The sequence below is a fragment of the Streptomyces yongxingensis genome (assembly GCF_055597465.1).
Window position 1 is genome coordinate 1,029,295 of record NZ_CM145717.1, and the last position, 26,336, is coordinate 1,055,630.

The window sequence follows — 26,336 nt, forward strand, 5'->3', positions numbered from 1 at the left end:
TGCTCAGTCGTGCTGCTGGTTCAGGAAGCCGGTGACCGCGGTGTAGTAGGCGTGCGGCCGCTCCTCCTGGGGGTGGTGGGAGGCGTGGTGCATGATGTGCAGATTGCCCTTGGGGACCATGCGGGCGAGCATCAGCGGATAGTCCGGGGTGAGGAACGCGTCGTACATGCCCCAGAGGAAGAGGGTGGGCGCCTGGATGGCACCGAGCTCCGCGGTGAGGTCCTGCCAGTCGCCGCGCGGGTTGTCGGAGGCGCCGGCGAGAGCGGTCTCCTCCGGATCCAGGCTCTGCTCGTGGCGCAGGGTGACGGTGGCGTCGGGGATGGCGTCGGGGTCGTACCACTCCAGGCGGGCGATCAGCTCCCGCATCTTCTCCCAGGAGGGGCCGGTGCCGCCGTAGTACACGTCGCGGGCGTTGCGGCCTCGCCTGCCGCCCTCCGGCAGCGGGGCCAGCGGGCCGTGGAACACGGGCATGCTGCCGGTGATGGTCAGCGACCGGGCCCGCTCGGGGTACTTCGCGGCCAGGTTCAGCGCGATGGTTCCACCCCATGAGTTGCACACGAAGTCGGCGCGCTCGATGCCCAGGGTGTCGAGCAGGGCCACCGTCTTGGCGGCGTGGTAGTCCCACATCGGGCCTTCGATGACGGGCTTGGCGGACTTGCCGTACTGGAGGATGTCCACGAGGTAGCAGTGGCGGTCCTCGGCGAACAGCGGTGCCACCTGCCCGAAGTCGGACCACCCCGTGCACCCGGGGCCGCCGCCGTGCAGGAAGACCGTCGGCCTGCCCGTCGTGCCCAGTTCGATGTAGTGGTACGTGACGCCGTCCGCTTCCGCGTGGGCGCCCTCCGGCGGCTTCTGGATGGTCATGAGGTCCATGTCCCGATGGTGTGCGGCCGGTGATCTCCGCCCAAGCGGACCGGTCCGCTGAGCGGGCCGGTCCCGTGGTGAGGGCATCCGGGCGGTGGCTAGCCTCCCGGCTCATCGAGTCCGCGATGATGCGCGTCCGCAGAAAGGCAGCACATGTCCACGTGGGAAGTGGCCGAGGAACGGGCCAGGGCGGTGATCGGCCGGCCGGTCCACCGGGACCTGGGGGTCGTACGGGCCGAGGACGCGGCGGAGTTCGCGCGCGCGGCCGGGGAGACCAGCCCCCGGCTGGTCGACCCCGGCGACCCCGGATTCACCGTCCATCCCCTGTACGTGGTGAGTCTGCTGCGGGGCGCGGGCGGTGCCGGCCAGGACGAGTTCCGGCCGGACGGGATGTACCGCGACGAGGTCCCGGGCACCGACGGCCTGGACGTACGGCTCATGGCGGGCGGCCAGGAGGTCCGGTTCACCGGCGAGGTGCGGGCGGGCGACCGGATCGCGGTCCGCCGTGTCCTCACGGACGTCGAGCGCAAGGGCAGCGGTGCCCCGTTCCTGCTGCTGACCGTCGAGAAGACGTACACGGCGGAGCGGAGCACGCTCGCCCGGGTGCGGGAGAGGTTCATCGTCCGATGAGGGTGCGCACGGGACAGCCCGTACCGCCGGTGGAGTTCACCCCGGATGCCGTCACGCTGCTCCGGTTCGGGGCGGTCACCCGCAATGCCCATCGCATTCACTACGACACCGGGTTCGCACGGTCCGAGGGGCTGGACGGACCGGTCGTCATGGCGCAGTTGCACGGCTGTCTGCTGCACCGTGCCGCGATGTCGTTCGCGGGCCCGGGCGGGCGGGTCCTGGAGGTCGGATGGCAGAACCGGGCACCGGCCCTGGCCGGGGAGCGGCTCGTGGTGAGCGGCACGGTCGGCGCTGTCGATCCGGTGACCGGGCAGGTCACCCTGGACCTGGTCGAGCACGGTGGGCGGGGCGATGTGGTGTGCTGCCGGGGCACGGCCGTGGTGCTGATGGGGTGACCGCGCCCCGCGTCGGCGTGCGAGCGCTCAGCCGAAGTCGAGAACCACCTTGCCGACCGCCTCCCCGGACCGCAGGCGTGCCACGGCCTCCGGCAGGCCGTCGATGCGATGGCGCTCGATGGGCAGGGTCAGGTCGCCGGACGTGAGGTCGCCGAGCAGCCGCCGGGTGTCGGCCGCCACTTCCTTCCCCCGGGACATCAGGTTCACGGGCAGCAGCGACACATCGGCGAGGAGGAAGTCGGCCAGGTCCACGGTGAACTCACGGCCCGCGGTGTAGCCGACGAGGGCGACCCGGCCACGGGGGCGCACCAGCGGCAGGGAGTCGCGCAGGACCGGCCCGCCCACGGTGTCGATGACGACGTCCACCGGGCCGCCGATCGCGTCGGCGGACAGGTCGGCGGCCAGCAGCGCCTTGGCGGGGGCCGGGACATGCGGCAGTTTGGCGGGGCGGCCCACCACGCCGATCACCTCGGCTCCGGCCCGGGCCGCGACCTGTACGGTGAGCGCCCCCACCGCACCGGCCGCCCCGGTCACCAGGACCCGCTCCCCGGGCCGGACGCCCGCCACGGTGTGCACCGAGGCCCACGCCGTGCCCGCCGGGGAGAAGTAGCTGCAGGCCAGAGCGGGGTCCGTGCCCTCGGGCACGGCCTCCACCGCAGCGTCCGGGACCAGTGCGTGGCCGCCCCAGGTGCCGTCGCGGCGCAGTCCGAGGGCCTTGCCGCTGAGGCGGACGAGGCTTCCCTCGGGGTGGGCGTCGGAGGCGACGACGATTCCGCTGCCCGCGGTTCCGGGCACCGCCGGCAGGTCCGGGAGGATGCCGAACTTGCCGTCGACGACGTTCAGGTCGAGGTGGCTGACGGCGGCCGCCTTCATCCGCACCAGGGTGTGGCCGGGGCGTGGCTCGGGCACCGGCCGCTCGACGAGCCGCGGCAGGGTGCCGAACTCCTCCAGCACCAGGGTCTGTGACGTCGGGTGGCTCACGTTTTCGCTCCGTATCCACGGGCTCACGGCCCTGTTCGGTGAGGGGGCGGACCCGGCGCACGCTAGACCGCGCCGCCCGGTCCGCGCACCGGGCGGGGTCCGCTCAGCGGGACGCGCCGCCGCGGCCGCCGCCCGGTTGTCGCGCCATCCGGTCGCCCGCCGTCGGTCGCCGCGCCGTCCGGTCGCCCGCCGGGGAGCGCGCGGTCTGCTCAGCGGAACGGATCCCTTGGGCGGATCCGCGCCGGGCCGGATGCTCGGGTGCACCGAACACCGGCAGCAGGAGGACACGCACGATGACGGTCGAGGACTCTCCCGACACGGCCACCCCCGTCCGGAGCCGCCGCGGAAAACCGGCCGAACCCGGCCGCCAGGACTGGTCGTCCTGGCCCCACTACGACGGCGCGGCCGCGGGTTTCCGCGGCTACTGGTATCCGGTCACCTGGTCCAGCCAGATCACGGGCAAGCCGCTGCCCTTCACCATTTGCGGTGAGCGGATCGCGCTGATCCGCGACAACGGCACCGCGTACGCCCTGCACAACCGGTGTCCGCACCGCGGTGTGCCGCTGTCGGAGGGCGATCAGCAGTTTCCGGGCACGGTCAGCTGCCCGTACCACGGCTGGACCTTCGACCTGCCCACCGGGCGGCTGTCCGCGGTCATCACCGACGGCCCCGGGTGCCGGCTGACCGGGAAGCTGGGCGTGCGCACCTATCCGGTCGAAGAGCGCCTCGGGATGGTGTGGGTGTACATCCCGATCGCCGACGAGGAGCCGCATCCGATCGACTCCCAGCTTCCGGAGGAGCTGGTCGGCAACGCGTTCGTGATGGGCGGACGGATCGAGCCGCGCGGTGGCAACTGGCGGTTCGCCTGCGAGAACGGCTTCGACGAGGGCCACGCCAAGTATCTGCACCGCACGGCCCTGTGGCGGCTGTTCAAGCCCATGCCGACCTGGAACATCACCCGGATCGTGCCGCGTGGCCGGTGGATCTTCCGGGTCCAGGACGAGGTCCACTGGGAGGCCGAGTACCCCGGCGTGGGCCGCTGGACCAACAAGCGCTGGTGGAAGATGCAGCCGCCGAAGGAGACCTTCAACATCGGCAACACCGGCAAGGCCGACAGTATCGACCCGACGATCGAGGCCCAGGAGTTCCCCGGCTTCGCCTCCCTGTCGATGCCGGGTGTGCTGCGCATCGCCTACCCCAAGTTCATCCACTACGAGTTCTACGTCCCGGTGGACGAGGGCAACCACCGCTATGTCGGGGTGATGGTCAACTTCACCGAAGGGTGGGACACCCTGCGCTTCTACGCCAAGTACCTGGGGGCGATCCGCTGGCTGTTCCACGGTCAGTTCTCCGGCCAGGACGCGTGGATGGTCGATGTCACCGACGCGCCGCCGGAGAAGCTCTACCGGCCCGACGTCTCGCTCACCGCCTGGCGGAACCTCAGCGAGGAGGAGTACGGCAAGAAGCTGGCCGCTGCGGGCACCGACTCACCTGCACAGAAGGAGGTCTGAGCATGCGTCGCACGCTGCTCGCCATGCTGGCTGGAGCCGCGATCGCCGTAGTGCTCCCTGTCGCCAGGAAGCACTACGCACGCACCACAATGACCCAAGTCCACAGGATCAACCATTGAATCCTCCCCCTCCTGGTGGGAGGGGGATTCCTGGCTCACGCCGCCCACCCAGGCGGCACCTGGACGGGTCTTCCGCGATCAACACCAGCCGGGTTGAAACCAGCCCGGTTGACATGAAGTCAAGGAGGATGTGCGTGCTTGGTTCTCGCGACGCACAAAACACAGCATACCCGACCGGACTTGAGTCCCTGGACGTCCGGCGGCGCACCTGGATCGAGGATGCCTGGCGGCACGTCAGCGGGGAGCGCCTACGCGACCTGATCACCGGGCTTGTCGACATACCGAGTCCGACCGGCGACGAGGGTCCGCTCGCCACGCACATCGCGGACACGCTCAGGGCCACCGGCTGCCACGCGGCCGTCCAGCCCCTCGACGACCGGCAGGCCAACGCCTGGGCGCGGCTGACCGGTGACGGCACCGGCCCCGACCTCATGCTCTACGCCCCCATCGACACCCTGACCGTGGGCGAGGAGAGCGAGGACGTGCCGTGGATCGGCCCGGAGCTGCGCGAGGACATGCGGCCCGCCGCCACCGTCCACGGCGACCTGGTCACCGGGCTCGGCGCCTCCAACCCCAAGGGGCACGCGGCGTGCGTGATGATGGCCGTCGAGGCGATCTCCCGGGCCGGTGTCCCGCTCACCGGTGACCTGGTGGCGGCCTTCGGCGCGGGCGGCATGCCCACCAACGCCCGGCCCGTGGGGACGCGCCACAACACCGGCCAGGGCGCCGGGTGTTCGTTCCTGCTGGAGCAGGGCGTGTGGACCGACTACGCGGTCATCGCCAAGCCCGGCTGGACCGTCTCGTGGGACGAGGTCGGACTGGTCTGGTTCGAGGTGACGGTCGGCGGCACCCACACCTACGCGGGCTCCCGCCACCGGCTCCCGTACGACAACGCCATCGCCCGAGCCGGGGAGGTGGCCGCGTATCTGGAGAAGTGGTTCGAGGAGTACGCCGAGCGGCACACCTCGGGCACGGTGGCGCCCCAGGGCATCGTCTCCTCGATCCGCGGCGGCTGGCCGCGGATGGCGGCGGTCACCCCCGCCGTGTGCACCTTGATGGTGGACCTGCGGATCAGCCCGGACATCACACCGATGCGGGCCAAGCGGGAGTTCATGGGCGCGCTGGCCGCCCTGCGGGCCGCCTCGCCCGGCCTCGACGTCCGGGCGGAGATGGTGCTGGCGATCCCCGGCACCCGCACACCGCGCGGGTCGTGGATCCACCGCAGCGCCACGGCCGCCTGGGAGGCCCTGGAGGGGCGCGAGCACGAGGTGATCGCCGGGAACAGCGGTGCCACCGACGCCAACATCCTGCGCGGCCGCGGTATCCCCACGGTGCGGATCGGCATGCCCAAGGTGGCGGAGGCGCCCTTCGAGATCGACTTCGCCCGCGGCATGAACACCGTGTCGCTCCGGGCCATGGAGAGGCTCACGCGCCATCTGATCCGCACGGCCGTGGACACCGTCACCCGGTCCCGCGCCGAGGTGGCCGACGCGGAGGAAGGTGCTGTGGCATGACGGAGATCGTGCTGGGGGTCGGGGCGTCGCACAGCACGCTGATGAACACCCACTGGGAGGAGACGTACCACAAGGACCGCGCCGAGCGGTTCCGGGACGCGCTCGGCGAGGCGCGCGACGCGCTGGCCGCGGCCCGCCCCGACACGGTGGTCCTGATCGGCTCCAACCACTTCCGGGGGTTCTGGCTCGACCTGATCCCGAGCTTCACCCTCGGGGTGGACGAGTGTCTCGCCAGCGGCGAGTCCGGCACCCCGAAGGGCCCGCAGCCGGTGGACCGGGAGCTGGCCCTGTACCTGGCCGGCGCGCTGGTGGAGCGGTCCGGGTTCGATGTGGCGTTCTCCGCCCGGCTCCAGATCGACCACGGTCAGTCACACGCCGTCCAGTACCTGCTCGACGGGCTCGACGTCGACCTCGTACCGCTGGTGGTGAACGTCTTCGCGCCTCCGCTGCCCACGCTCGACCGCTGCGAGCGGCTGGGCCGGGCGATCCGCGAGGCGGTCCTGGCGTTCCCCGGCGACCGCCGGGTGGCGGTCATCGGCTCCGGCGGGCTGTCGCACCGGCTGCCCTGGCCGGACTGGCGCGACCCGCGCGGCGAGGACGAGGAGTTCATGGTCGGCGCCTGGCTCAACGGCAGGGAGAACTGGCAGGACTACGACGTCCGGCGGCGCGAGATCATCCGGGCCGCCGAGGCGGCGATCAACCCCGGGTTCGACGAGGAGTTCCTGTCCTGGCTGGAACGCGGGCAGGCCCACCGCCTCACCGAGTACACCACCGCGGAACTGGAGAAGGTGGCCGGCAACGGCGCACAGGAGCTGCGCACCTGGCTGCTGATGGCCGCGCTGCTCGACCACGCCCCGGGCCGGCGTCTGGCCTACGAGCCGATGCCCGAGTGGCTCACCGGCATGGGGGTCGCCGTGCTCGACCCCGCGCAGACACAGAACAGCGAAAGGCAGTCATGAGCATCTGGACCGAACTGTCGGGCATCGACTACCGGCACGCCTATGTGAAGACCGGCGACATCACGACCCGCGCCCTGCAGGCCGGCCCGGAGGACGGCGAGCACGTGGTGTTCCTGCACGGCACCACCGGCCACCTGGAGGCGTTCGTACGGAACATCCCGGCACACGCCAAGCGCTACCGCTGCCACTCCATCGACATGCTGGGCCACGGCTACACGGGCAAGCCCGACCGCCCGGGCGAGATCCCGGCCTACGTCGAGCACCTGATGGCCTATCTGGACGCGGTCGGCGCCGAGCGCGCCCATCTGGTCGGCGAGTCGCTGGGCGGCTGGGTGGCGTCGTGGGCCGCGAGCGAGCACCCGGACCGGGTCGCCTCCCTCCAGTTGCTGTGCATGGGCGGCACCAAGGTCAATCCGGCGGTGATGGAGCGGCTGAAGAAGTCCACGCGCAGCGCCTCCCTGGAGGACGACATCTCCTTCACCCGGGACCGGCTGCGGCTGCTGTGGGCCGACTGGGACGAGGAGCTGGGCGAGGAGCTGACGCGGATCCGCTACGAGATCTACCACCACCCCGACTTCCAGCGGAACCTGCACAATCTTCTGGCGCTCCAGGAGACGGACACCCGCGAGCGCAATCTGCTGCGGCCCGACCGCATGGCCCGGATCAAGGCGCCGACGCTGGTGGTCTGGGGCAACAAGAACCCGTTCGGGGACGTCCCCGAGGCCGAGGCCATCGCCACCGCGATCCCCGGCGCCCGTCTGGAGATCTTCAACGAGTGCGGTCACTGGCCGCAGCACGAGAAGGCGGATCTGTACAACCCGCTCAGCCTGGAGTTCCTCGCCGCGTCCTCCACCACCTGATCGTGAGGTGCCTGCCATGACCGTCGTCCCCATCGACCACGCCACCAGAGCCTGTCCCGACTCCATGAACTCCGTCCTCGGCAAGGTCCGGTCCATCCTGGAGGCGTTCACGCCCGACGACGACTCGCTGTCGCTCGCCGATGTGGTGCGCCGTTCGGGCGTGGCGAAGGCGACCGTCCACCGGCTGTCCCAGGAGCTGGTCGCATGGGGGCTGCTGGAGCGGGCGGGCTGCAACTACCGGCTGGGGCTGCGGCTGTTCGAGATCGGGCAGCGGGTGCACCGGCAGCGGATCCTGCGGGAGGTGGCGCAGCCGTACATGGAGGATCTGCTGCTGGCCACGCGGGAGACCATCCACTTCGCCATCCACGACGGGCTGGACGTGGTGTACCTGGAGAAGATCCTGCCCCACCGGGGGCTGAGCGAGGAGTCGCGGGTGGCGGGGCGGCTTCCGCTGTACTGCACGGCGACCGGCAAGGCGATTCTCGCCCACTCCCCCGGCACCCTGTTCGGCGAGGTGGTCAGGAACGGCCTCAAGCCGTTCACCCGCCACACCATCACCTCGCCGGGCCGGCTGCGCGGCCAGCTGGACCGCGTCCGGGAGCAGGGCATCGCCACGGAGGCGGAGGAGGTGCGGCTCGGCTACATGAGCATGGCGGTACCGGTTTTCGGGCGGCAGAACACCCTCGCCGGTGCCCTGTCGATCACGGCGCCGACCTACCGTGTGGACGCGATCGCCCACGCCGGCGCACTGCGTACGGCGGGTCTCGGCATCAGCCGCTCGCTGAGGTCGGCGCTGTGACGGCGCCCGTGGTGTCCTCCCCCGCTCTGGAGGAGGTGCTGGCACGGGCGCGGGAGCTGATCGGCCAGTGGCGGGACGAGGACTGCGGCACCCCGACGGTCAAGGACTTCTGCCGTTACGCGGCCGCCCTCAACGACGGCGGGTACATCCGCCGGGCCCGCGCCCTGGAGGCGGACGGCCGGCCCGTCGAGGCGCCCGCCCTGTTCCTCGCGGCCACCATGAGCTGGGAGGACGGCCCCCCGGAGGACGAGCTGCGGCCGGATGGCCTGGCGCGGCGGGAGTCGCCGTGCACCGAGGGCCTCCCGGTGCGCCAGGTGCACGGCGGCCAGTCGGTGCACCTGGCCCGGTCCCCGGTGGCCGGGACGCGGATCACGGCGGCCCGTGCGGTCGTCTCCGCGCGGCACAAGCGCGGGCGGTCGGGTGAGTTCGTCCTCCTGGGCGTCCGCACCCGGTTTCTGTGCCCCGACGGGAGCGAGCTGGCGGCCGTGGACGAGACGATCGTGGTGCTCGACGCCACCGGAGGTGACCGATGACGGCGCCCGCTGTCGGGGCGGAGTGCCCGCCGCGCCATTACGCGCACACCAGTGTGCAGCTGTTCCGCTTCAGCGCCGTGTCGTGGAACGCCCACCGGATCCATTACGACGCCGCGTACGCGGCCACGGAGGGGTTTCCCGACGCGGTCGTGCAGTCCACGCTGCACGGCGAGATGCTCAGCCGGCACGCCCTGGAGTGGGCCGGGCCGGGCGCCCGGCTGGAGTCGGTGGCATGGCGCAACGTCGCCACGGCGGTGGCCGGTGAGCGGCTGACCTGGGCCGCGACGGTGTCGTCGGTGGAGGGCGCCCGGGTCCGGCTCGACGCGCGCATCCTCAAGGCCGACGGCTCGGAGTGCGTCACGGGGACGGTGGAGGTGACGCGCGCCGGATGACGGCCCGGGGCGTCCGGGCGCGGGAGCGGTGGCACTCAGGGCCGCGGGGGCCTTGGGTGCCGCCGCTTCGGCGTGTCCGGGGCCGCTTCCGCGTGTCCGAGGCCGCTTCGGCGTCTCCGGGGTGCGGCGCCCGAACGGGTTCTGCGGCGCTGTCCCGGCAGGCGGACCGATTCCATTGGACCGTGATCGCGGCCTGCCTACGCTCCTCGACCATGAGCGTTCTCAACGATGAGCCGGTCGCCGCGGAGGACGCGGCGGTGGTCGAGACGGACATCCTGATCATCGGCGCCGGCCCGTCGGGCCTGTACGGCGCGTACTGCGCGGGCTTCCGGGGCTTGCGCGTGGCCGTGATGGATGTGCTGCCCCAGCGGGGCGGCCAGATCAGCGCGATGTATCCGGAGAAGCCCATCTTCGACATCGCCGGATTCGCCTCGGTGCGCGGTCGCGACCTGGTGGACAACCTGGTGGCGCAGGCCGGGGCACACGGCGCCCGCTACCTCCTCGGCCACCGCGCGGTGGCGCTGGACTACGACGGCGACGGCCTGCCCGTGGTCCGCAGCGACCGGGGGACGGCGGTACGGGCCGGGGCCGTCGTGATCACCGGAGGCGTGGGGACCTTCACCCCCCGCCCGCTCCCCGCCGGGGAGGACTTCCTCGGCCGCGGGCAGGTGTACTTCGTGCCCGACCCCGCCGCCCACGCCGGTCATGACGTGGTGGTCGTCGGCGGTGGCGACAGCGCCTTCGACTGGGCGGCCCTGCTGGCCCCCGTGGCGCGCTCGGTCCGCCTGGTGCACCGCACCGCCCGGTTCCGCGCCCACCGCGCGTCGGTGGAGAAGGTCCAGGCGCTCGGCATCGACCTGCTCACCGACTCCGAGGTCAGCGGCCTGTACGGCGCCGCACACCTGGAGGAGGTCGAGATCCGCCACCGGACCACCAAGGACACCACGCGCCTCCCGGCACAGACCGTGGTGGCGGCCCTCGGCTTCATCGCGGACCTCGGCCCGCTGCGGGAGTGGGGCCTGACCCTGCAAGCGCGCCGGATCGCCGTGGACACCCGTATGGCCACCAACCTCCCCCGTGTCTTCGCGGCCGGCGACATCACCGACTACCCGGGCAAGGTGCGCCTGATCTCCGTCGGCTTCGGCGAGGCCGCCACGGCCGTCAACAACGCCGCCACGGTCATCGACCCGGAGGCGGCACTGTTCCCCGGGCATTCCACCGAGAAGGAGAACTGACATGGCCTACGTCATCGGCGCGTCCTGCGTGGACATCATGGACCGGTCCTGCATGGAGGAGTGCCCGGTCGACTGCATCTACGAGGGCGAACGCAAGCTGTACATCAACCCGGTGGAGTGCATCGACTGCGGCGCCTGCGAGATCGCCTGCCCGGAGCAGGCGATCACCGTGGACCGTAAGGCCGACCCCGAGCACCGCGCGGACAACCGGCGGTTCTTCGAGGAGGTCCTGCCCGGCCGGGACGCCCCGCTGGGCGCTCCCGGTGGCGCCGGGTCGGTCGGCCCGTTGGGGGTCGACACCGCCCTGGTGGGGGGCCGATGAGCGGATCACCGGCCGCGAGATCGGGTTGACCCCCGCCGAATTCCGACCCCTCCCACCATTCCTACCAGGCAAAAAGATATCTATATTGGCCATCCTCAGCACACATGGCGGCCTTGATCGAGGCACACCGGCAGGCGAGGAGGGCATGTCGTGACGACTGCGGCGGTACCTCGTGGCAACGGCGAGGAAGCCGAGCCGGACGGGCGGTCCCCCAAGTCCGTCCTCGGCAAGGTCGGACTGATCCTGTCGGCCTTCGGCGACGGGGACCTCTCCCTCAGCCTCACGGAGCTGACGGCGCGCACCGGGGTGGCCAAGGCCACGGTGCACCGGCTGTGCCAGGACCTCGTCGCCAGCGAGTTGCTGGAGCGGGACGGCTCCCACTACCGGCTCGGCCTCCTGCTGTACGCGATCGGCCTGCGCGCGCCCCGGCAGCGCACCCTGCGCCACGCCGCGCGGCCGGTGATGGAGAACCTCGCGCAGGCCCTCGACAGCCCCGTGAGCCTGTCCGTGCCGAACGGCACCGACCTGCTGTGCATCGACAACGCCGGCCGCCACCGCAACCGGGCCGGTGCCTCGGTCGGCGGACGGCTGCTCCAACTGCACAGCACGGCCCCGGGGAAGCTCACCCTGGCCCTGCTGCCCGACCAGTACCCGCTGGCGCGGCTGGTCCCCCGCATGCGCCGGATGACCGCCCGCACCCTCACCGCCGACCGGCTCCCGGGCGAACTCGCCCGCATCAAGGAGCAGGGCTACGCCACCGACTCCGAGGAGCACCGGCTCGGCTATTCCGCCGTGGCCGTGCCCGTACGCGGGCCACGGGACGGCGCCTATCTGGGCGCGCTGTCGGTCGTCGCCGCCACGGCACGCCACAACGTCCCCCGCACTCTGGCGGCGCTGCGGAACGCCGCGGAGGCCGTCACCACCCGTCTCGCGGTGATCGAGGCGTACCGCGCCGAGCCGTAGCCCTCAGTCGACGAGCAGCCGGGCCACCCCGCGTTCGCTGAAGACGTCCCCGGTGGCGAGGGCCACCGCCCCGTGCACGGCCGAGGCGGCGCCGAGCCGTGTCGCGGTGATGGTCAGGTTCCGCGTGGCCAGCGGCAGGGCGCGCTGGTACACCACGGCGCGCACCCCGGAGAGCAGGTCGTCGCGCAGATCGCTGAGCGGACCGCCGAGGACGAGGGTGCGGGGGTTGTACATGTAGACGAGCATGGCGGCGAGTTCGCCGATCTCGGTGGCCGCCTGCCGCAGGGCCCGGACGGCGGGCGGGTCGTTGTTGGCGACGCGCTCCGCGAGCTCGTGAACCCCGTGCAGCGGGTCGTCCTCGGTGGACTCGGGGATGCCCAGGTTCAGCAGTACGGCTCGGTGGGAGGCCATGGCCCGCACACAGCCGACATTGCCGCAGGTGCACAGGGCGGTGCCGCCGCCGAAGGACCGGATGTGGCCGACATCGCCGGCCGCGCCGTCCGCACCGCGGTAGATCCGGCCCTCCGCGGTGACGAGCCCCGCTCCGATCCCGGTGGCGATCTTGAGACAGAGCACCGGGGTTTCGGCCCGGGCCTGAACGGCCTCGCCGAGGGCCATGAGGTTGGCGTCATTGTCCACCTGGGCGGGGGCGCGGAACCGTGCGCGCAGCCGTTCGGCGACCGGGAAGCCGTCCCATCCGGGCATGCCGTTGGGCCTGAGCGGGCAACCGCGCTCCGGGTCCACGGGAGCGGGCAGCCCCATCACCACCTGACGGACCCGGTCCGGATCGCGCCCCGACCGCTCCAGCAGGGTGTGCAGCCGGTCGCACACCACCTCCAGGACCGTCTCCGGCCCCGCGTCGATGCGCACGGTCACCGTGTCCTGGGCGATGAGACGGCCACCGAGGTCGGCGATCGCGATCCTGGTGTCCAGGGCGTCCACGTCGGCGACGGCGATGGTCCCCGCGCGCGGGCTGAGGGTCAGCAGCCGCGGCGGCCGCCCGCGCACCGACTCGCCGGACTCCAGCTCCTCCAGGATGTCGCGGCCGAGGAGTTGGTCCACCTGCTGGCCGACGGTGGAGCGGGCCAGACCACTGCGCCGCGCGATCTCGGCCCGGTTGGTCGCCTCACCGGCCAACACGAGGTCCAGCACCCTGCGCAGTCCGACGGGGACCGCGGGCAGCAGCGCCTGATCGGCGGAATAACCGTCACCTTCACGCATTTGCCCAACCTAGCCGTCGTGGATCACCCCGGAACAGCCTTCCTTTAAGACGTTATTAGTTTGCAAGGAAAATTAACAACCGCCTCTTGTTCGGGGTAACCGAACTAAACGAAGGTGTTAGGCGACGCGAACACGCCTTACTCAACCGCCGGAAGAGGGCAGCCCACTGGTGCCCCCGTTCCCGAAGTCAAGGGCGGTGGACCGCTCGACGCGACACCGCGGGGCCGGCAAGGCACCGCCACACCGCACCCGTTCGCCGATCACTCGCCAACCCGACCATCCCCCGCACCACTCCTGGGAGAGGAACCCACGGCCATGACCGAACAGACCCATCGCATCGGCATCCTGGGCAGCGGCAACATCTTCGGCCGGTATGTCACCGGCCTCGCCCGCTACCCGGAGCTGCAGATCGTGCGCGTGGGCGACATCGATGTGGCACGGGCGAAGGAGGCGGCCGCCGGCCATTCCATCCCGGCCTGGGGTGACGACCGCGACCTGTACGCCGACGACTCGGTGGACATCGTGGTCAACCTGACGCCGCCGGTCCACCACGCCCGTACGATCACCACGGCGCTGGAAGCGGGCAAACACGTCTACGTCGAGAAGCCGCTGGCCACCACGGTCAGCGACGGCGAAGCGGTTCTCGCGGCGGCCTCCCGCACCGGGCGTGTCCTCGGATCGGCGCCGGACACCTTCCTCGGCAGCGCCGCTCAGACCGCGCGCAAGGCGATCGACTCGGGCCTGATCGGAACGCCCATCGGCGCCTCCGCCTTCATCGGGCACAGCAAGGCCGAGACCTGGCACCCGAACCCGGCCTTCCTGTTCCAGCCGGGAGGCGGCCCGGTGATGGACATGGGTCCGTACTACCTGGCCGTCCTCGTCAACTGCCTCGGCCCCGTCTCCACCGTCTCGGCGGCCGCCCGCATAGGCGTGCCCGAGCGTACCGTCACCGCGCCCGAACGGACCGTGGACACCATCGAGGTCACCATCCCCACCCACACCGGTGCGGTGCTCACCTTCGCCTCCGGTGTCATCGCCACCACCCAGATGAGTTTCGACGTCTGGGACAGCGACCTGCCGTACCTGGAGATCTACGGCAGCGAGGGAACCCTCTCGCTGGCCAACCCGAACCACTTCGACGGCGATGTGCGGCTCCGGCGGCACGGAGCCGGCGACTGGACGGTCCTGGAACCGGCCCTCGAACTCTTCGGCGCCGTCGGCACCCGCGAGCAGGCCCGCCGCGGGCTCGGCGTCCGCGACCTCGCGAACGCCGTCGAGGGCGGCCCGCACCGCGCCAACGCCGCCTTCGCCTTCCACGTGCTCGAAGCGCTCTGCGCGTTGGAGGGCTCGGCCCAACAGGGCCGGTCCGTGGCATTGAGCAGTTCCTGCGAGCGCCCCCAGCCCCGTTTCACCCTCTGACACCCGCCCGTCCCACCGCCCCGCCCTCAGGGAGAGGACCCTCATGACCATTCGCCACGACCGGATCGCGATCAACCCCCTGCAGTGGATCGCCACCGACGACGGCTGGATCGACCCCGCTCTGGCGCCGCCCCTGCCCGAGCGCCTCAAGGTCATCCACGAGGCCGGCATCGCCGCCGTGCACGCGGACGTGCCCGCCGGGATGACGGCCGCCGCATACGGCCGGCTGCTCGACGAGCACGGTCTGGCGCCCGCCCCGGGCTATATCTCGGGCCCCCTCCCGGAGGACGAGAGCGGCCTGCGCGAACTGCTCGACAAGACCGACCGCGTCAGCACCCAGATGGCCGAACTGGGCCTGCCCACGGTCTTCGTGGCCACCGGCATGAACAAGCAGGCCCCCCGTGTGCACCGCCCGGCCGTGGGCGCGGAGGCGACTGCGGAACGGCTGGAGCGGGTGCGCGAGGTGTTCGCCCGCATGGGTGAGACCACCAAGGCGAACGGCGTCACCGCCGCGTTCCACCCCCACATCGGCACCTGGGCGGAGACCGAGGAGGAGACCCGCTTCATCCTCGACGGCGTGGCCGCGGACGTCCTCTCCTTCGGCCCGGACATCGGCCACCTCGGCTGGGCCGGTGCCGATGTCATCGGCCTCGTCCGTGACTACGCCGACCGGGTCGCCGCCCTGCACATCAAGGACTTCCACGCCGACGTCGCCGAGCGGGGCCGCGCCGAGGGATGGACCTACCAGCAGACCGTGATGGCCGGGCTGTGGGCCGAGCCGGGCCACGCGTCGGTCGACATTCCCGCCACCCTCGCCGCCCTGCCCGAGACCTTCGACGGCTGGCTGGTGATCGAGGTCGACCGCGGCGCCCGGGCCACCCCCGAGGAAAGCGTCCGGCTCTGCGGCGAGTGGGCCCGGCGGCAGCGCTGAGCACGGCACCTGAGAGCAGAAGGGTTCACCGACGGCACCGCGCTCGACGCGACGGCCGTGCGGAAGAGCCTGCTGCACACCAAAGAAGGCACCAACGAGGCCGCCGGCAAACTGCGTGCCATCGACGCGGTCGAGGTCGTGAACCCCGGGACCGTGGCCCTCCGCCTGTCGGCACCCGACCCCCAGCTCGTGGTGAACCTCGGCGACCAAGAACATCAGCGATCCCACCGCTCGCCTGAACGCCCTGCTCAGCGGGCAGGTCGACTGGGCCCGCATCACCCCGCAGACCGCCCAGTACGCCAAGGGCCGCGGCCTTGAGGTGCGGGCACACGCCGACAGCGTCGAGGGCCTCTACATCTGGGACCGAACCGGCAGGACCGTGCCCGCCCTGGGCAAGGTGAAGGTGCGCCAGGCCCTGAACCACGCCTTCGACCGGGAGACGATCGTCGAGAAGCTCAACCTCGGCTACGCCACCGCCACCTCGCAGATGGCCACCGCGGGCAGCACCTGGTACGAGAAGTCCCTCGAGAGCGACTATGCCTACGACCCGGCCAAGGCCAGGAAGCTGCTCGCCGTACCAGCGCGCCCTCCCCCTGGCCACCCGCAAGCTGACCATCACCGCGACACAGCTCAAGGGCCGCTCCGGGCTCCACGGTGGCATCGCCCTCGCCACCCAGGGCGTCTTCGGACCGACGGGCATCGCACGGCTGCTGGCCGACACGTCCGGAAACGGCGAGTAGCCGGACCGCTTCCGGACGCTTTCCGGACACGTCCGGGAGCGGGTGACGCGCACGGCGCGACGGCAGCCCCACGGGCCGGACCCCGCCCCCGCCGGGGAACGGTGACGGGGCGTGAGGTCCGGGCCGTAGTCTCCGGGGGTCAGACCACCGGGGCCGGGTAGGTCGGGTACTCCACCCCGGAGACGTACTGGACGACGCGGATGACCTGGCAGGAGTAGCCGAACTCGTTGTCGTACCAGAGGTAGAGGATCGCGTTGTCGCCCTCGACCTTGGTGGCGCCCGCGTCGACGATCGAGGCGTGGCGCGAGCCGATGAAGTCGTTGGAGACCGCGTCGGGGGCGCTGATGAAGTCGATCTGGCGCTTGAGCGGCGAGGTCAGGGACACATCGCGCAGGTAGTCCAGGACCTCCTCGCGGGTGGTCTCGCGCGCGAGCTGCAGGTTGAGGATCGCGATCGAGACGTCCGGCACCGGGACGCGGATCGAGCTGCCGGTGATCTTCGCCTTGAGGTCGGGCAGGGCCTTCGCGACGGCGGAGGCGGCACCGGTCTCGGTGATGACCATGTTGAGCGGCGCCGAGCGGCCACGGCGGTCGGACTTGTGGTAGTTGTCCAGCAGGTTCTGGTCGTTGGTGAACGAGTGGACGGTCTCCACATGGCCGCGCAGCACCCCGTATTCGTCCGCCATCGCCTTCAGCGGCGGGACGATCGCGTTGGTGGTGCACGAGGCGCAGGACAGGATCTGCTCGTCCGGCTTGATCGTGTCGTGGTTGACGCCATGGACGACGTTGGGGACATCGCCCTTGCCCGGCGCGGTCAGCACCACCTTCTCGATACCGGGGCGCAGATGCCTGGACAGCCCTTCGCGGTCGCGCCACTTGCCGGTGTTGTCGATGAGGATGGCGTCCTTGATGCCGTACGCCGTGTAGTCCACCGAGGCCGGGTCGTCGGCGTAGATCACCTTGATCTCGTTGCCATTGGCGATGATCTTGCTATTCGCCTCGTCCACGGTGATCGTGCCCTGGAACTGGCCGTGGATGGAGTCGCGGCGCAGCAGCGAGGCCCGCTTGACGAGATCCTCACCGGCCCGCCCGCCGCCCCCGCGGACGACGATGGCGCGCAGCCGCAGCCCGTTGCCGGACCCGGCCTTCTCGATGAGCAGACGGGCGACCAGCCGCCCGATCCGCCCGAACCCGTAGAGGACGACATCGCGTCCCTCACGGCACTCGATCTTGTTGGCCCCGGTGGCCCCGGCGACGGCCTCGGCGGTGAACTCCTCCACGGAGAGGCCGCGGTCATCGGCCCGGTACGTCTCGGCGAGCATGCCGATGTCGATCTGGGAGGGGCCGAGATCCAGCGCGGTGAGCGCCCGCAGGAACGGCAGCGTGTCGGTGACCGAGAGCTCCGCACCGGCGATCTGACGGGCGAATCGGTGGGTCTTGAGGATGCTGACGACCGACTTGTTCACCAAGGAGCGGCTGTGCAGCAGGACCGTGACGTCCCGCTCCCGATGCAGCTTCCCGATGAGGGGGATCATCGACTCCGCGATCTCCTCGCGGTGCTTCCAGTTGGTGAACGAGTCCTCGTTGAGAGTCACAAGTTTATCTTTCGAGCTAGGTGGCGCTCATATGCTAGCTCCCCAGGTCATGGCGCCGGCCGGCACCCCCGGCGATCCGCACCGCGCAGGCCCTCGGCACGGTCCCCACCTGCCTGCTGAACGACGCGCGAGGCCGCGGGCCCCCGCCGCCACCCATGCGCCGCGACCATCACGGAGAGCCGGGGCCGCCACGGAGCCGCCCGTTCTCTTTCGTATACGGCAAGTCTTTCCTTGATGAATTACGACGCGGATATCAGCCGTAAAATGGCGACTTAGTGGGCGTCGTTTTTCGGACACCACTCATCGTGAAACTTACCATTAACAGGAATTTACCAGTGAGAAATGCCACTCCCCCAGAGATCAGCGCCCGGTAGCGATCCCCCTCCGGAGAGGTAGATGGTTTTCACAGGCAACCATCTCCCGCTGAGTGAAAGGGATGATCACTGTGTGCGGCATCACCGGCTGGGTCTCCTACCGCCGCGATCTGACCTCCCACCGCCAGGTCCTCGACACCATGACGGAGACGATGGCCTGCCGGGGCCCGGACGCGGCCGGAGCGTGGGTGACCGGCAGGGCGGCGCTCGGGCACCGCAGGCTGGCCGTCATCGACCTGCCCGGCGGGGCGCAGCCCATGGCCGTCGACACGGCCGACGGCCCCGTGAGCATGGTCTACTCCGGTGAGGCGTACAACTTCACCGAGCTGCGTGACGAACTGCGCCGCAGGGGCCACAGCTTCGCCACCGACTCCGACACCGAGGTCGTCCTGCGCGGCTATGTCGAGTGGGGCGAATCCCTCACCGAGAAACTGAACGGCATGTACGCCTTCGCCATCTGGGACTCCCGCACCGAGAAGCTGGTGATGATCCGGGACCGGATGGGCATCAAGCCGTTCTACTACTACGAGACCGACGACGGCGTCCTCTTCGGATCCGAGCCCAAGGCCATCCTCGCCAATCCGCTCGCCGCCCCCGAGGTCGGCCTGGACGGGCTGCGGGAGATCTTCTCCTTCGCCAAGACCCCCGGCCACGCGATCTGGAAGGGCATGAAGGAGCTGCGTCCCGGGCACATCGCTGTCGTCGACCGCAATGGACTTCGCGAGCAGGCGTACTGGCGTCTGGAGGTCTCCGAGCACACCGATGACCAGGAGGCGACCGTCGCCCATGTGCGGGAGCTCCTGGAGGACATCATCGCCCGTCAGCTCGTCGCCGACGTGCCCCGCTGCACCTTGCTCTCCGGGGGGCTCGACTCCTCGGCGATGACCTCGCTCGCCGCCCGCAAGCTCGGCGAACACGGCGAGACCGTCCGCAGCTTCGCCGTGGACTTCCCCGGGCAGGCGGAGAACTTCCGCGCGATCGACGTGGCGCCCAGCGTCGACACGCCGTATGTGCACGCCGTGGCCGAGCATGTGAAATGCGACCACCGGGACATCGTGCTCGACGGCTCCGCCCTGTCCGACCCCGCCGTCAGGCAGGCGGCCATCGCGGCGAGGGATCTGCCCATCGGTCTCGGCGACCGGGACAACTCGCTCTATCTGCTGTTCAAGGCCGTTCGCGAACAGTCGACCGTGGCCCTGTCGGGCGAGTCGGCCGATGAGGTCTTCGGTGGCTACCCGTGGTTCCACGACGAGCGGCGCGAGGCCGACACCTTCCCGTGGCTCGCCGGAGGACTGACACTCGGCGACACCAAGAGCCTGCTGTCGCGAGACCTCACCGAGAAGCTGGATCTGGACGCCTACCTGCGCGACCACTACCTCAGCGCTCTGGACGAAGTCCCGCTCAAGGACGGTGAGACCGGTCTGGAGAAGCGCATGCGGCAGGTCTGCTATCTGCACCTCACCCGCATGGTCAACACCCTGCTCGACCGCAAGGACCGGATGAGCATGGCCGTCGGCCTGGAGGTGAGGGTGCCGTTCTGCGACCACCGCCTCGTCTCCTACGTCTTCAACACCCCCTGGTCGCTGAAGACGTTCGACGGGCGGGAGAAGAGCATCCTGCGCGAGGCCACCCGCGATGTGCTGCCCGAGTCCGTGGCCAACCGCAAGAAGAGCGGCTACCCCGGCAGCTTCGACCCCGCCTATCTCGCCGCCATCAAGCGGCAGGCGGGCGACCTCATCACCTCCGGGCACCAGGCCCTCGAGCTGTGCCGCACCGAGACGCTGAGGGAGGCGCTCGACGCACCGGCGGAGGCCATCACCACTCAGCAGCGCGCCACCATCGAACGCGCCCTCGACCTGGCGACGTGGTTCGATCTGCGCAAGCCAATCATCACGATCGACTGACGCCCACGGCCCGACCGCGGCACGCGGCATCACACATCACGCATCACACATCACGAGGGACGGGCACCTGGGCCGCCGGGTGCCCGTTCCGCGTTCCGTGGCCGTTCACCCCCGTCGGCCCCGCCCGGCGCGGCGGTGAGATAGCGGGTGATCATCGCGACGAGTTCGTTCTCCAGCCGCTCGGTGTCGATGGAGTCGGGCGCCGCGACGAGCTGGTGGACGACGAGCTCGACCGTGGACACCACGAGCCGGGCGGCGACGTAGGTGTCCTCGACCCGGACCTCGGGATGGCGTTCGAGCAACTCCTGGGTGTAGGCGACCCGTTCCCGCTCATGCCGGGCGATCTTCTCGAGCAACTCGGGTGACCGTGGCCCGTGTTCCATCATGACGCGCAGCAACTGCGGGTCATCGAGATGGTTGGCGATCACGGGGCGCGCGAAACCGCGGATGATCTCTTCCAGGGAGTCGGGTTCGTCTTCGTCCTGGCGGCTCCTGATGGCGTCGCCCCCGGCGTCGAGGTGACGGGTCAGCAGCTCGACCAGGATCGCGTCCTTGTTCGGATAGTACTGGTACAGCGAGCCGATCGAGATGCGGGCGCGCTCGGCGATGCGGTTGGTGGTCCCGGCGGCATAGCCGTACTCGGCGAAAACGTGAGCAGCGGCGGTGAGGATGCGCTGCCGGGTGAGCTCGGCCCGGGCCTGGCGCGGCTGTTTACGTGGCTGAAGTCCGCGACGGCCGGTCGTCATGACACCTCCTGCTCGGCGCCCTTGAAAGCGAGTGGCGCGGGACCTGAGTAATTGCTCACAATAGTGCCATGAACTGCGACGGAGCGGTGAGCCACCGTCGTCGGCAGGGAGGCGGGAGGCGACCGGTACGGGCCCCGCGCCCTCCGCTCCGCCCCTCCCGGAAGGAGTCCTCATGACGCAGACCAGCACGCGCCCCCGGCGGTTGTCGCCGGCCGAGGTCCACACCCTGCTCGGTGAGCCCGAAGCCATGGTCAAGGCCAAGGTCCAGGACCATATCGACGAGTACTTCCGCCTCTTCATCGCGCACTCCCCCTTCCTGTCCATGGCCACGGCGGACGCGGAGGGGCGCGCCGACTGCTCCCCCCGTGGCGACTACCCGGGGTTCGTGAAGGTCCTCGACGCCCATACGCTCGCGATTCCCGACCGCCCCGGCAACAAGATCGCCGACTCCTTCCGCAACCTCGCCGAGAACGACGGGATCGGGCTGCTCTTCCTCATCCCCGGCCTGCGGGAGACGCTGCGGGTCAACGGCCGCGCCTACCCCACCGACGAGCCCGATGTGCTCGCCCGGATGCGGACCGAGGCCAAGGATCCGGTGCTGGCGATCGTCGTCGAAGTGGCGGAGGCGTACTTCCACTGTGGTCGAGCGCTCATCCGCTCCCGGCTGTGGGATCCCGCGAGCCAGGCCCTCGCCGACGAGATCCCGTCGGTCGGCGAGATCGCCACCGCCCAATTCGGCATGGACATCGACCCGATGGCGCTCACACACGCTCTCGAAGAGGGCTACCGCAAACTCTACTGACCACGGCACAAGGTGAATCAACGATGCAACAGACCGTCGTCGACCACATCGAGCGGGTCGCCGAAGACGTCGTCTCCCTCGTCCTGCGGGGCGCCACCGGCCCGCTGGCGCCCTGGGAGCCGGGCGCCCATATCGACCTGGCCCTGCCCAACTGGCTGACCCGGCAGTACTCGCTGTGCGGAGACCCGGCGGACCGGGAGTCCTATCGCGTCGCGGTACGGCACGACCGCCTCAGCCGGGGTGGTTCGGAGTACATCCACCGGTTCCTGCGCCAGGGCCGCGCCCTCGATGTGTCGCTGCCGCGGAACCACTTCCCGCTGCTCCCCGCGCCGGAGTATCTCTTCCTCGCCGGCGGGATCGGCATCACCCCGATCCTGCCGATGCTGCGGGCGGCGGCCGCGTCGGGCGTCCCGGCGTCGCTCGTGTACCTGGGGCAGTCGGTGGCGTCCATGCCCTTCGTCGACGACCTGCGCTCCTCCTACGGCGATCGAGTGCGGATCGTCGCCACGCGGCAGCAGGGCAGGCCGGACTTCGCGGCTCTGGCATCCGCGCTGAGCCCCGGTGCCGTGGTCTACGCCTGCGGCCCCGGACCGATGCTCGCCGCGGCGGAGGACGCGTTCCCCTCGGGGCGGCTGTACGCGGAGCGGTTCCGCCCGGCGCCCAGGTCGTTCGCGCCCAACACGGCGTTCGAGGCGGTGTGTGCCCGGTCGGGGCGGACCGTTCAGGTGCCCGCCGACGAGTCGCTGCTGGACGCCCTGACCCACGCCGGATTCCCCGTGGCGTCCGGATGCCGGGAAGGCGTCTGCGGCAGCTGCGAAGTGGCCGTGCTCGAGGGTGAACCCGAGCACCGGGACGACATCGGCGCCCCCGCGGGCCGCATGTACGCCTGTGTGTCCCGCGCCCTGTCCCCGCGGCTCGTCGTGGACCTGTGACCGGACGGCGAGCGGTCCCCAACCCAACGCGAGGAACGACATGTTGCCCAAGATCCGCACGCCCGCATCACGACAAATGATCACGCTGGAGGTGCGCCGGAACACTCGGCTGACACCCGCCTTCTCGACCGTCACGCTCGGTGGCCCCGGACTGGAGCATCTGAAGCCCATGGGCTTCGACCAGACCGTACGGCTGTTCTTCCCCCGCGAAGGGCAGGGCGGCCTGAGGATGCCGAAGCTCTCCAGCGAGGCGTGGATGGCGGAATTACTCCTCCTGCCGAAGTCGCGCCGACCATGGGTGCGCAACTTCACCATCCGGCGCGCCCGGCCCGAACTCGGCGAGGTGGACATCGAGTTCGCCCTGCACGGCGACACCCCCGCCTCCACCTGGGCCCGGCGCGCCCGGCCCGGAGACCCGGCGGGCATCTTCGACATGGGCATGAGCTATCTGCCACCGGCCCATGCCGAATGGCAACTGCTCGCCGGGGACGAGAGCGCCGTGCCGGCGATCCTCGCCATCCTCGAGGACGCTCCGGCGTCGCTGGTGGCGGAGGTCTTCCTGGAGGTGCCCGGGACCGCCGACATCCGCACGGACATCACCGCTCCCGAGGGCGTACGGGTGCGGTGGCTGGCCCGGGACGGCGCGGACGCCCTGCCCGGCGAGCTGGCCCTCGACGCGGTCCGGACGTCGTCGCTGCGACCGGGACGGTTCTACACCTGGGTCGCCGGGGAAGCCGGACTGGCCACCGGGCTGCGCCGCCATCTGGTGCGCGACCGCGGCGTGCCGAAGCCGGACATCGCGTTCTTCGGCTACTGGCGGCACGGCCGCTCCAGCCCCGGCTGAGCTCACACCGGTGGCCGCGGGTCGTACTGGATGCCACGCCGCACCTGACGTGCGCGCTCCGGCGAGGCCAGCCTGGCGACCAGGTGAAGGGCCATGTCGATACCGGCCGAGACCCCCGCGGAGGTGATCAGGTCACCGTCGTCGACGAACCGCTCGTCGGGCCGTACGTCGATCGTCGGGTCGAGTTCGGCGAGCCGGTCCAACGACGCCCAGTGCGTGGTCGCGGGGCGCCCGGCCAGCAGCCCGGCCGCCGCGTAGACCAGCGAGCCCGTGCACACGCTCGTCATCAGGGGAACGGATCGCCGCTGGGCCCGGACCCACTCCAGGTGCTGCTCGTCCTCGAGCTGGGGCCGGGTCCCCTGGCCGCCGGGGTGCAGCAGCACATCCAGCGCAGGCAGGTCGGCCATCGTGTGATGGGCCTCGACGGTGAGCCCCTTCGCGCAGGTCACGGGGTTTCCATCGGCGGAGAAGCAGAACACCTGCCACCCGTCCGCCGCGAAGTTGCGCGTCCAGTAGGACAGCACCTCCCATGGACCGATGGCGTCGAGCTCCTCCACGTCCGGGAACAGCAGGATCCCGATCTTCCGCGTGTCTTCCTGGGCCATGCCGCGATCCAATCAGACCCACCCACGCTCGGCCACGGATTTCCCGGGGGCGAGGCCGCCGATCGATGCCGGAAGCCTCGCGCCACCGCGATGTGGTCGCGGTCGGGGTCGCGGTCAGTACGCCACCGGGCGGTTCTCCCGCGCCCACAGCCGTTCGGCTTCGCTGCGCGAGGGAGGGGGCCACATCCCGTCGATCATCCAGAGGTCCCGGGGCGTCTCGTCGACGTGGAACTCGCAGTGCAGCCCGCGGTCCCGGGTGTGAGGAGCCAGCAGGCGGTTGAGCCCCTCGGTGCCCTTCTTCCTCACCTCGGGGTCCGTCAAGTGGCGGGCGATGTGCTCGATCACGACCCGGACGGTGTTGTCCGACGGCTCCCCGCCGACCAGGAACGAGGACTCGGGGACCTCGTGGAAGAGGGTGACGACGTAGAACTTCGGCAGACCGACCCGGGTGTAGTACTCCGTGACGTCCGCGGCGAATTCCCGCTTCTGCTCCGCGGAGTAGGCGTCGACCGGATGGTAGACGTGCCACAGGGGCATTGCTCTCTCCTTCAGGGCGAGTGAAGCCGAACGGTGGCGGCGAGCGGCTGTCCGCGGCGAGTCGGTCAGCTTCCGAGGAGAACGGTGAGGCCCTCCACCGGCCCGGCGAGCGCCGCCTTCATCTGCCGGGTCACGGCGTCGACGAGCACCTCGTTGCCACCGCTCTCGACGCCGTCCAGGACCGCCTCCGCGACCTCGGCCGGGGAGATCTTCTGACTCGGTATCCCGGCGACCATGTCGGTGTCGGCGAGCCCCAGGTGCACCCCGACCACCTGGGTCCCCTGGTCCGCCAGTTCGATGCGGAGAGAGTTCGTGATCGACCACAGGGCGGCCTTCGAGGCGCCGTAGGCGGCCGCCCCCGCGCCCCAGGACAGCACGGAGTGCATATCGACCAGCGCGCCGCCACCCCGCGCGGCCAGGACCGGGGCGAACGCGCGGGCCACCCGGAGGGGCCCGAAGACGTTCGTTTCGAACGTGGCCACCACATCGGCCATGTCCGCCGTCAGCAGCGGCGAGGGCAGGAGCACTCCCGCGTTGTTGATGACGATGTTCACATCCGTGGCCCGGTCGGCGAGAGCGGCGACCGCGTCCGCGTCGTTGACATCGAGGGAAACGGCCTCCACCCGCGGGTCCTCGCTGGGGGTGGGCTTCCGCGCCGTCGCGTAGACCTTCGCCGCTCCGCGCCGGAGCAGTGCCTCCACATACGCCTTGCCGATGCCACGTTGGCCTCCGGTCACCAGCACCACGGAACCATCGATCGCAACCATGTCGGACCTCCTTGTGATCGAACGTGTCGAACATGTCGAATCGCGCGCTCGAACCGGCGGGGACGTGCGGCCCATGAGGCCGCGGCCCAGCGGCGCGCCTGGAATAGATTATTAGCATCATCTAAAATGGGACGCAAATATCATCGACCCGGTACCGGCAACCGGTACCCCAGTCCGGCACCACACGCAGAAGGAAGTACCGACCATGCCCCGAGCATCCCGAGCCGAGGCCGAGCGCCACCGCGAGCAGGTGATCGCGGCCACCGCGAAGCTGGTGCGCACCCACGGCGCCGACAAGGTGAGCGTGCCGCAGGCGATGGCGGCGGCGGGTCTGACCCACGGCGGCTTCTACCGCCACTTCGCCTCGAAGGACGACCTGGTCGCCCAGGCGTGCTCGGCCGCGTTCGCCGAACGCCTCGCCGCCATGGAGGAACTCCCCGATGGCGAGGACACGAGCGGCGCCCGGGCAGCTTTCCTGGCCGCCTATCTGTCCGCCCGGCACCGCGACAACCCCGGGCTGGGGTGCGCCGCCGCGGCACTGGCGGTGGACGCCGCACGGGCGGAGCCCGGTGACCCGCTCAAGGGGGCGTACACCGAAGGCGTGCGCAATCTGATCGGCGGGATGGCGCGCACCGCGAGGACGTCCGGCGACGCGGCGGCCGACGAGGAGTCCGTTCTCGTCGAACTCTCCACCATGATCGGGGCGTTGGTGCTGTCACGGGCCTGCGCGGGCGACGATCTGTCGGACCGCATCCTGACCGCGGTACGCGACCACGTCCTCGGCGCGCATGAGCACACCCCTGACGGGGAGGACGCGTCCGGCGCCGCCGAGTGAAGCGTGTT

General features: G+C 70.8%; 28 protein-coding genes and 1 pseudogene. 21 read left to right on the forward strand and 8 right to left on the reverse strand.

Going from position 1 to position 26,336, the window contains the following annotated elements; all coding sequences use genetic code 11:
• Nucleotides 1-3 precede the first annotated feature (3 nt).
• Nucleotides 4-873, reverse strand: coding sequence for an alpha/beta fold hydrolase (locus ACZ6TD_RS04660; protein WP_471350915.1), 870 nt, complete (start codon nt 871-873; stop codon nt 4-6).
• Nucleotides 874-1,017: 144 nt separating this feature from the next.
• On the opposite strand from ACZ6TD_RS04660, the gene ACZ6TD_RS04665 reads away from it, so the two are divergent.
• Nucleotides 1,018-1,494, forward strand: coding sequence for an FAS1-like dehydratase domain-containing protein (locus ACZ6TD_RS04665; RefSeq protein WP_471350917.1), 477 nt, complete (start codon nt 1,018-1,020; stop codon nt 1,492-1,494).
• A complete protein-coding gene (locus ACZ6TD_RS04670) occupies nt 1,491-1,889 on the forward strand; it encodes a hotdog family protein (protein WP_471350919.1) in 399 nt (132 codons plus the stop codon). The genes ACZ6TD_RS04665 and ACZ6TD_RS04670 overlap by 4 nt, the downstream gene beginning before the upstream one ends.
• A gap of 27 nt (nt 1,890-1,916) precedes the next feature.
• Here ACZ6TD_RS04670 and ACZ6TD_RS04675 read toward each other — a convergent pair whose 3' ends face one another.
• Nucleotides 1,917-2,870: a quinone oxidoreductase family protein gene (locus tag ACZ6TD_RS04675; RefSeq protein WP_471350921.1), complete on the reverse strand. Its 954-nt coding sequence runs from the start codon at nt 2,868-2,870 to the stop codon at nt 1,917-1,919.
• 293 nt (nt 2,871-3,163) lie between these two features.
• On the opposite strand from ACZ6TD_RS04675, the gene ACZ6TD_RS04680 reads away from it, so the two are divergent.
• The 10 genes from ACZ6TD_RS04680 to ACZ6TD_RS04725 all read left to right on the forward strand — a co-directional run bounded on the left by ACZ6TD_RS04680 (nt 3,164) and on the right by ACZ6TD_RS04725 (nt 12,077).
• A complete protein-coding gene (locus ACZ6TD_RS04680; RefSeq protein WP_471350924.1) occupies nt 3,164-4,381 on the forward strand; it encodes a Rieske 2Fe-2S domain-containing protein in 1,218 nt (405 codons plus the stop codon).
• A gap of 550 nt (nt 4,382-4,931) precedes the next feature.
• Nucleotides 4,932-6,014, forward strand: a complete 1,083-nt coding sequence (locus tag ACZ6TD_RS04685) for a deacylase (protein ID WP_471350926.1) — start codon at nt 4,932-4,934, stop codon at nt 6,012-6,014.
• On the forward strand, nt 6,011-6,973 hold the full coding sequence (locus ACZ6TD_RS04690) for a DODA-type extradiol aromatic ring-opening family dioxygenase (RefSeq protein ID WP_471350928.1): 963 nt from the start codon (nt 6,011-6,013) through the stop codon (nt 6,971-6,973). The genes ACZ6TD_RS04685 and ACZ6TD_RS04690 overlap by 4 nt, the downstream gene beginning before the upstream one ends.
• The gene (locus tag ACZ6TD_RS04695) at nt 6,970-7,833 is read left to right on the forward strand and encodes an alpha/beta fold hydrolase (protein ID WP_471350931.1); all 864 of its coding nucleotides are present in this window, start codon (nt 6,970-6,972) and stop codon (nt 7,831-7,833) included. Before ACZ6TD_RS04690 ends, ACZ6TD_RS04695 begins: the two co-directional genes overlap by 4 nt.
• A gap of 16 nt (nt 7,834-7,849) precedes the next feature.
• Nucleotides 7,850-8,632 carry an IclR family transcriptional regulator gene (locus tag ACZ6TD_RS04700; protein ID WP_471350934.1) on the forward strand — a complete coding sequence of 261 codons (783 nt, stop codon included), beginning with the start codon at nt 7,850-7,852 and terminating at the stop codon, nt 8,630-8,632.
• On the forward strand, nt 8,629-9,165 hold the full coding sequence (locus ACZ6TD_RS04705; protein ID WP_471350937.1) for a hypothetical protein: 537 nt from the start codon (nt 8,629-8,631) through the stop codon (nt 9,163-9,165). Before ACZ6TD_RS04700 ends, ACZ6TD_RS04705 begins: the two co-directional genes overlap by 4 nt.
• Nucleotides 9,162-9,557 carry a hotdog family protein gene (locus tag ACZ6TD_RS04710; protein ID WP_137981649.1) on the forward strand — a complete coding sequence of 132 codons (396 nt, stop codon included), beginning with the start codon at nt 9,162-9,164 and terminating at the stop codon, nt 9,555-9,557. Before ACZ6TD_RS04705 ends, ACZ6TD_RS04710 begins: the two co-directional genes overlap by 4 nt.
• Nucleotides 9,558-9,769: 212 nt before the next feature.
• Complete coding sequence (locus tag ACZ6TD_RS04715; RefSeq protein ID WP_471350940.1) at nt 9,770-10,792, forward strand: NAD(P)/FAD-dependent oxidoreductase; 1,023 nt, start codon at nt 9,770-9,772, stop codon at nt 10,790-10,792.
• 1 nt (nt 10,793) lies between these two features.
• On the forward strand, nt 10,794-11,114 hold the full coding sequence (locus ACZ6TD_RS04720) for an indolepyruvate ferredoxin oxidoreductase subunit alpha (RefSeq protein ID WP_471350944.1): 321 nt from the start codon (nt 10,794-10,796) through the stop codon (nt 11,112-11,114).
• 150 nt (nt 11,115-11,264) lie between these two features.
• Nucleotides 11,265-12,077: an IclR family transcriptional regulator gene (locus ACZ6TD_RS04725; protein WP_471350947.1), complete on the forward strand. Its 813-nt coding sequence runs from the start codon at nt 11,265-11,267 to the stop codon at nt 12,075-12,077.
• Between the two features lie 3 nt (nt 12,078-12,080).
• On the opposite strand, the gene ACZ6TD_RS04730 is transcribed toward ACZ6TD_RS04725, so the two are convergent.
• On the reverse strand, nt 12,081-13,298 hold the full coding sequence (locus ACZ6TD_RS04730) for an ROK family protein (protein ID WP_471350949.1): 1,218 nt from the start codon (nt 13,296-13,298) through the stop codon (nt 12,081-12,083).
• 315 nt (nt 13,299-13,613) lie between these two features.
• On the opposite strand from ACZ6TD_RS04730, the gene ACZ6TD_RS04735 reads away from it, so the two are divergent.
• The 4 genes and pseudogenes from ACZ6TD_RS04735 (at nt 13,614) to ACZ6TD_RS04750 (ending at nt 16,388) form a co-directional block, all read left to right on the forward strand.
• Nucleotides 13,614-14,717 carry a Gfo/Idh/MocA family protein gene (locus ACZ6TD_RS04735; RefSeq protein ID WP_471350952.1) on the forward strand — a complete coding sequence of 368 codons (1,104 nt, stop codon included), beginning with the start codon at nt 13,614-13,616 and terminating at the stop codon, nt 14,715-14,717.
• A gap of 43 nt (nt 14,718-14,760) precedes the next feature.
• Entirely contained in the window at nt 14,761-15,648 is an 888-nt protein-coding gene (locus tag ACZ6TD_RS04740) for a sugar phosphate isomerase/epimerase family protein (RefSeq protein WP_471350955.1), read from the forward strand.
• 244 nt (nt 15,649-15,892) lie between these two features.
• A pseudogene (locus tag ACZ6TD_RS04745) lies at nt 15,893-16,162 on the forward strand (ABC transporter substrate-binding protein); the annotation flags it as partial.
• A 22-nt stretch (nt 16,163-16,184) separates the two neighbouring features.
• Nucleotides 16,185-16,388, forward strand: coding sequence for a hypothetical protein (locus ACZ6TD_RS04750; RefSeq protein WP_471350957.1), 204 nt, complete (start codon nt 16,185-16,187; stop codon nt 16,386-16,388).
• A 139-nt stretch (nt 16,389-16,527) separates the two neighbouring features.
• Here the strand turns inward: ACZ6TD_RS04750 and ACZ6TD_RS04755 are convergent, their stop codons facing one another.
• Nucleotides 16,528-17,982, reverse strand: coding sequence for a glyceraldehyde-3-phosphate dehydrogenase (locus tag ACZ6TD_RS04755; protein ID WP_471350960.1), 1,455 nt, complete (start codon nt 17,980-17,982; stop codon nt 16,528-16,530).
• A 445-nt stretch (nt 17,983-18,427) separates the two neighbouring features.
• Between ACZ6TD_RS04755 and asnB the strand changes: the two genes are divergently transcribed.
• The gene (gene asnB, locus ACZ6TD_RS04760; RefSeq protein WP_471358837.1) at nt 18,428-20,260 is read left to right on the forward strand and encodes an asparagine synthase (glutamine-hydrolyzing); all 1,833 of its coding nucleotides are present in this window, start codon (nt 18,428-18,430) and stop codon (nt 20,258-20,260) included.
• 50 nt (nt 20,261-20,310) lie between these two features.
• On the opposite strand, the gene ACZ6TD_RS04765 is transcribed toward asnB, so the two are convergent.
• On the reverse strand, nt 20,311-21,006 hold the full coding sequence (locus ACZ6TD_RS04765) for a TetR/AcrR family transcriptional regulator (RefSeq protein ID WP_471350963.1): 696 nt from the start codon (nt 21,004-21,006) through the stop codon (nt 20,311-20,313).
• Between the two features lie 172 nt (nt 21,007-21,178).
• On the opposite strand from ACZ6TD_RS04765, the gene ACZ6TD_RS04770 reads away from it, so the two are divergent.
• The 3 genes from ACZ6TD_RS04770 to ACZ6TD_RS04780 are packed head-to-tail and all read left to right on the forward strand — an operon-like array spanning nt 21,179 to nt 23,584.
• On the forward strand, nt 21,179-21,808 hold the full coding sequence (locus tag ACZ6TD_RS04770) for an MSMEG_1061 family FMN-dependent PPOX-type flavoprotein (protein WP_471350966.1): 630 nt from the start codon (nt 21,179-21,181) through the stop codon (nt 21,806-21,808).
• Between the two features lie 23 nt (nt 21,809-21,831).
• Entirely contained in the window at nt 21,832-22,740 is a 909-nt protein-coding gene (locus ACZ6TD_RS04775) for a PDR/VanB family oxidoreductase (RefSeq protein WP_471350968.1), read from the forward strand.
• Between the two features lie 40 nt (nt 22,741-22,780).
• Nucleotides 22,781-23,584 carry a siderophore-interacting protein gene (locus ACZ6TD_RS04780; RefSeq protein ID WP_471350971.1) on the forward strand — a complete coding sequence of 268 codons (804 nt, stop codon included), beginning with the start codon at nt 22,781-22,783 and terminating at the stop codon, nt 23,582-23,584.
• Nucleotides 23,585-23,586: 2 nt separating this feature from the next.
• Here ACZ6TD_RS04780 and ACZ6TD_RS04785 read toward each other — a convergent pair whose 3' ends face one another.
• The 3 genes from ACZ6TD_RS04785 to ACZ6TD_RS04795 form a co-directional block, all read right to left on the reverse strand.
• Complete coding sequence (locus tag ACZ6TD_RS04785) at nt 23,587-24,189, reverse strand: DJ-1/PfpI family protein (RefSeq protein ID WP_471350974.1); 603 nt, start codon at nt 24,187-24,189, stop codon at nt 23,587-23,589.
• A 114-nt stretch (nt 24,190-24,303) separates the two neighbouring features.
• Complete coding sequence (locus tag ACZ6TD_RS04790; protein ID WP_471350976.1) at nt 24,304-24,726, reverse strand: tautomerase family protein; 423 nt, start codon at nt 24,724-24,726, stop codon at nt 24,304-24,306.
• A gap of 65 nt (nt 24,727-24,791) precedes the next feature.
• Nucleotides 24,792-25,493, reverse strand: coding sequence for an SDR family oxidoreductase (locus tag ACZ6TD_RS04795; RefSeq protein WP_471350979.1), 702 nt, complete (start codon nt 25,491-25,493; stop codon nt 24,792-24,794).
• A gap of 205 nt (nt 25,494-25,698) precedes the next feature.
• Here ACZ6TD_RS04795 and ACZ6TD_RS04800 point away from each other — a divergent pair, with 205 nt between their 5' ends.
• Entirely contained in the window at nt 25,699-26,328 is a 630-nt protein-coding gene (locus ACZ6TD_RS04800) for a TetR/AcrR family transcriptional regulator (protein ID WP_471350981.1), read from the forward strand.
• Nucleotides 26,329-26,336: the final 8 nt, after the last annotated feature.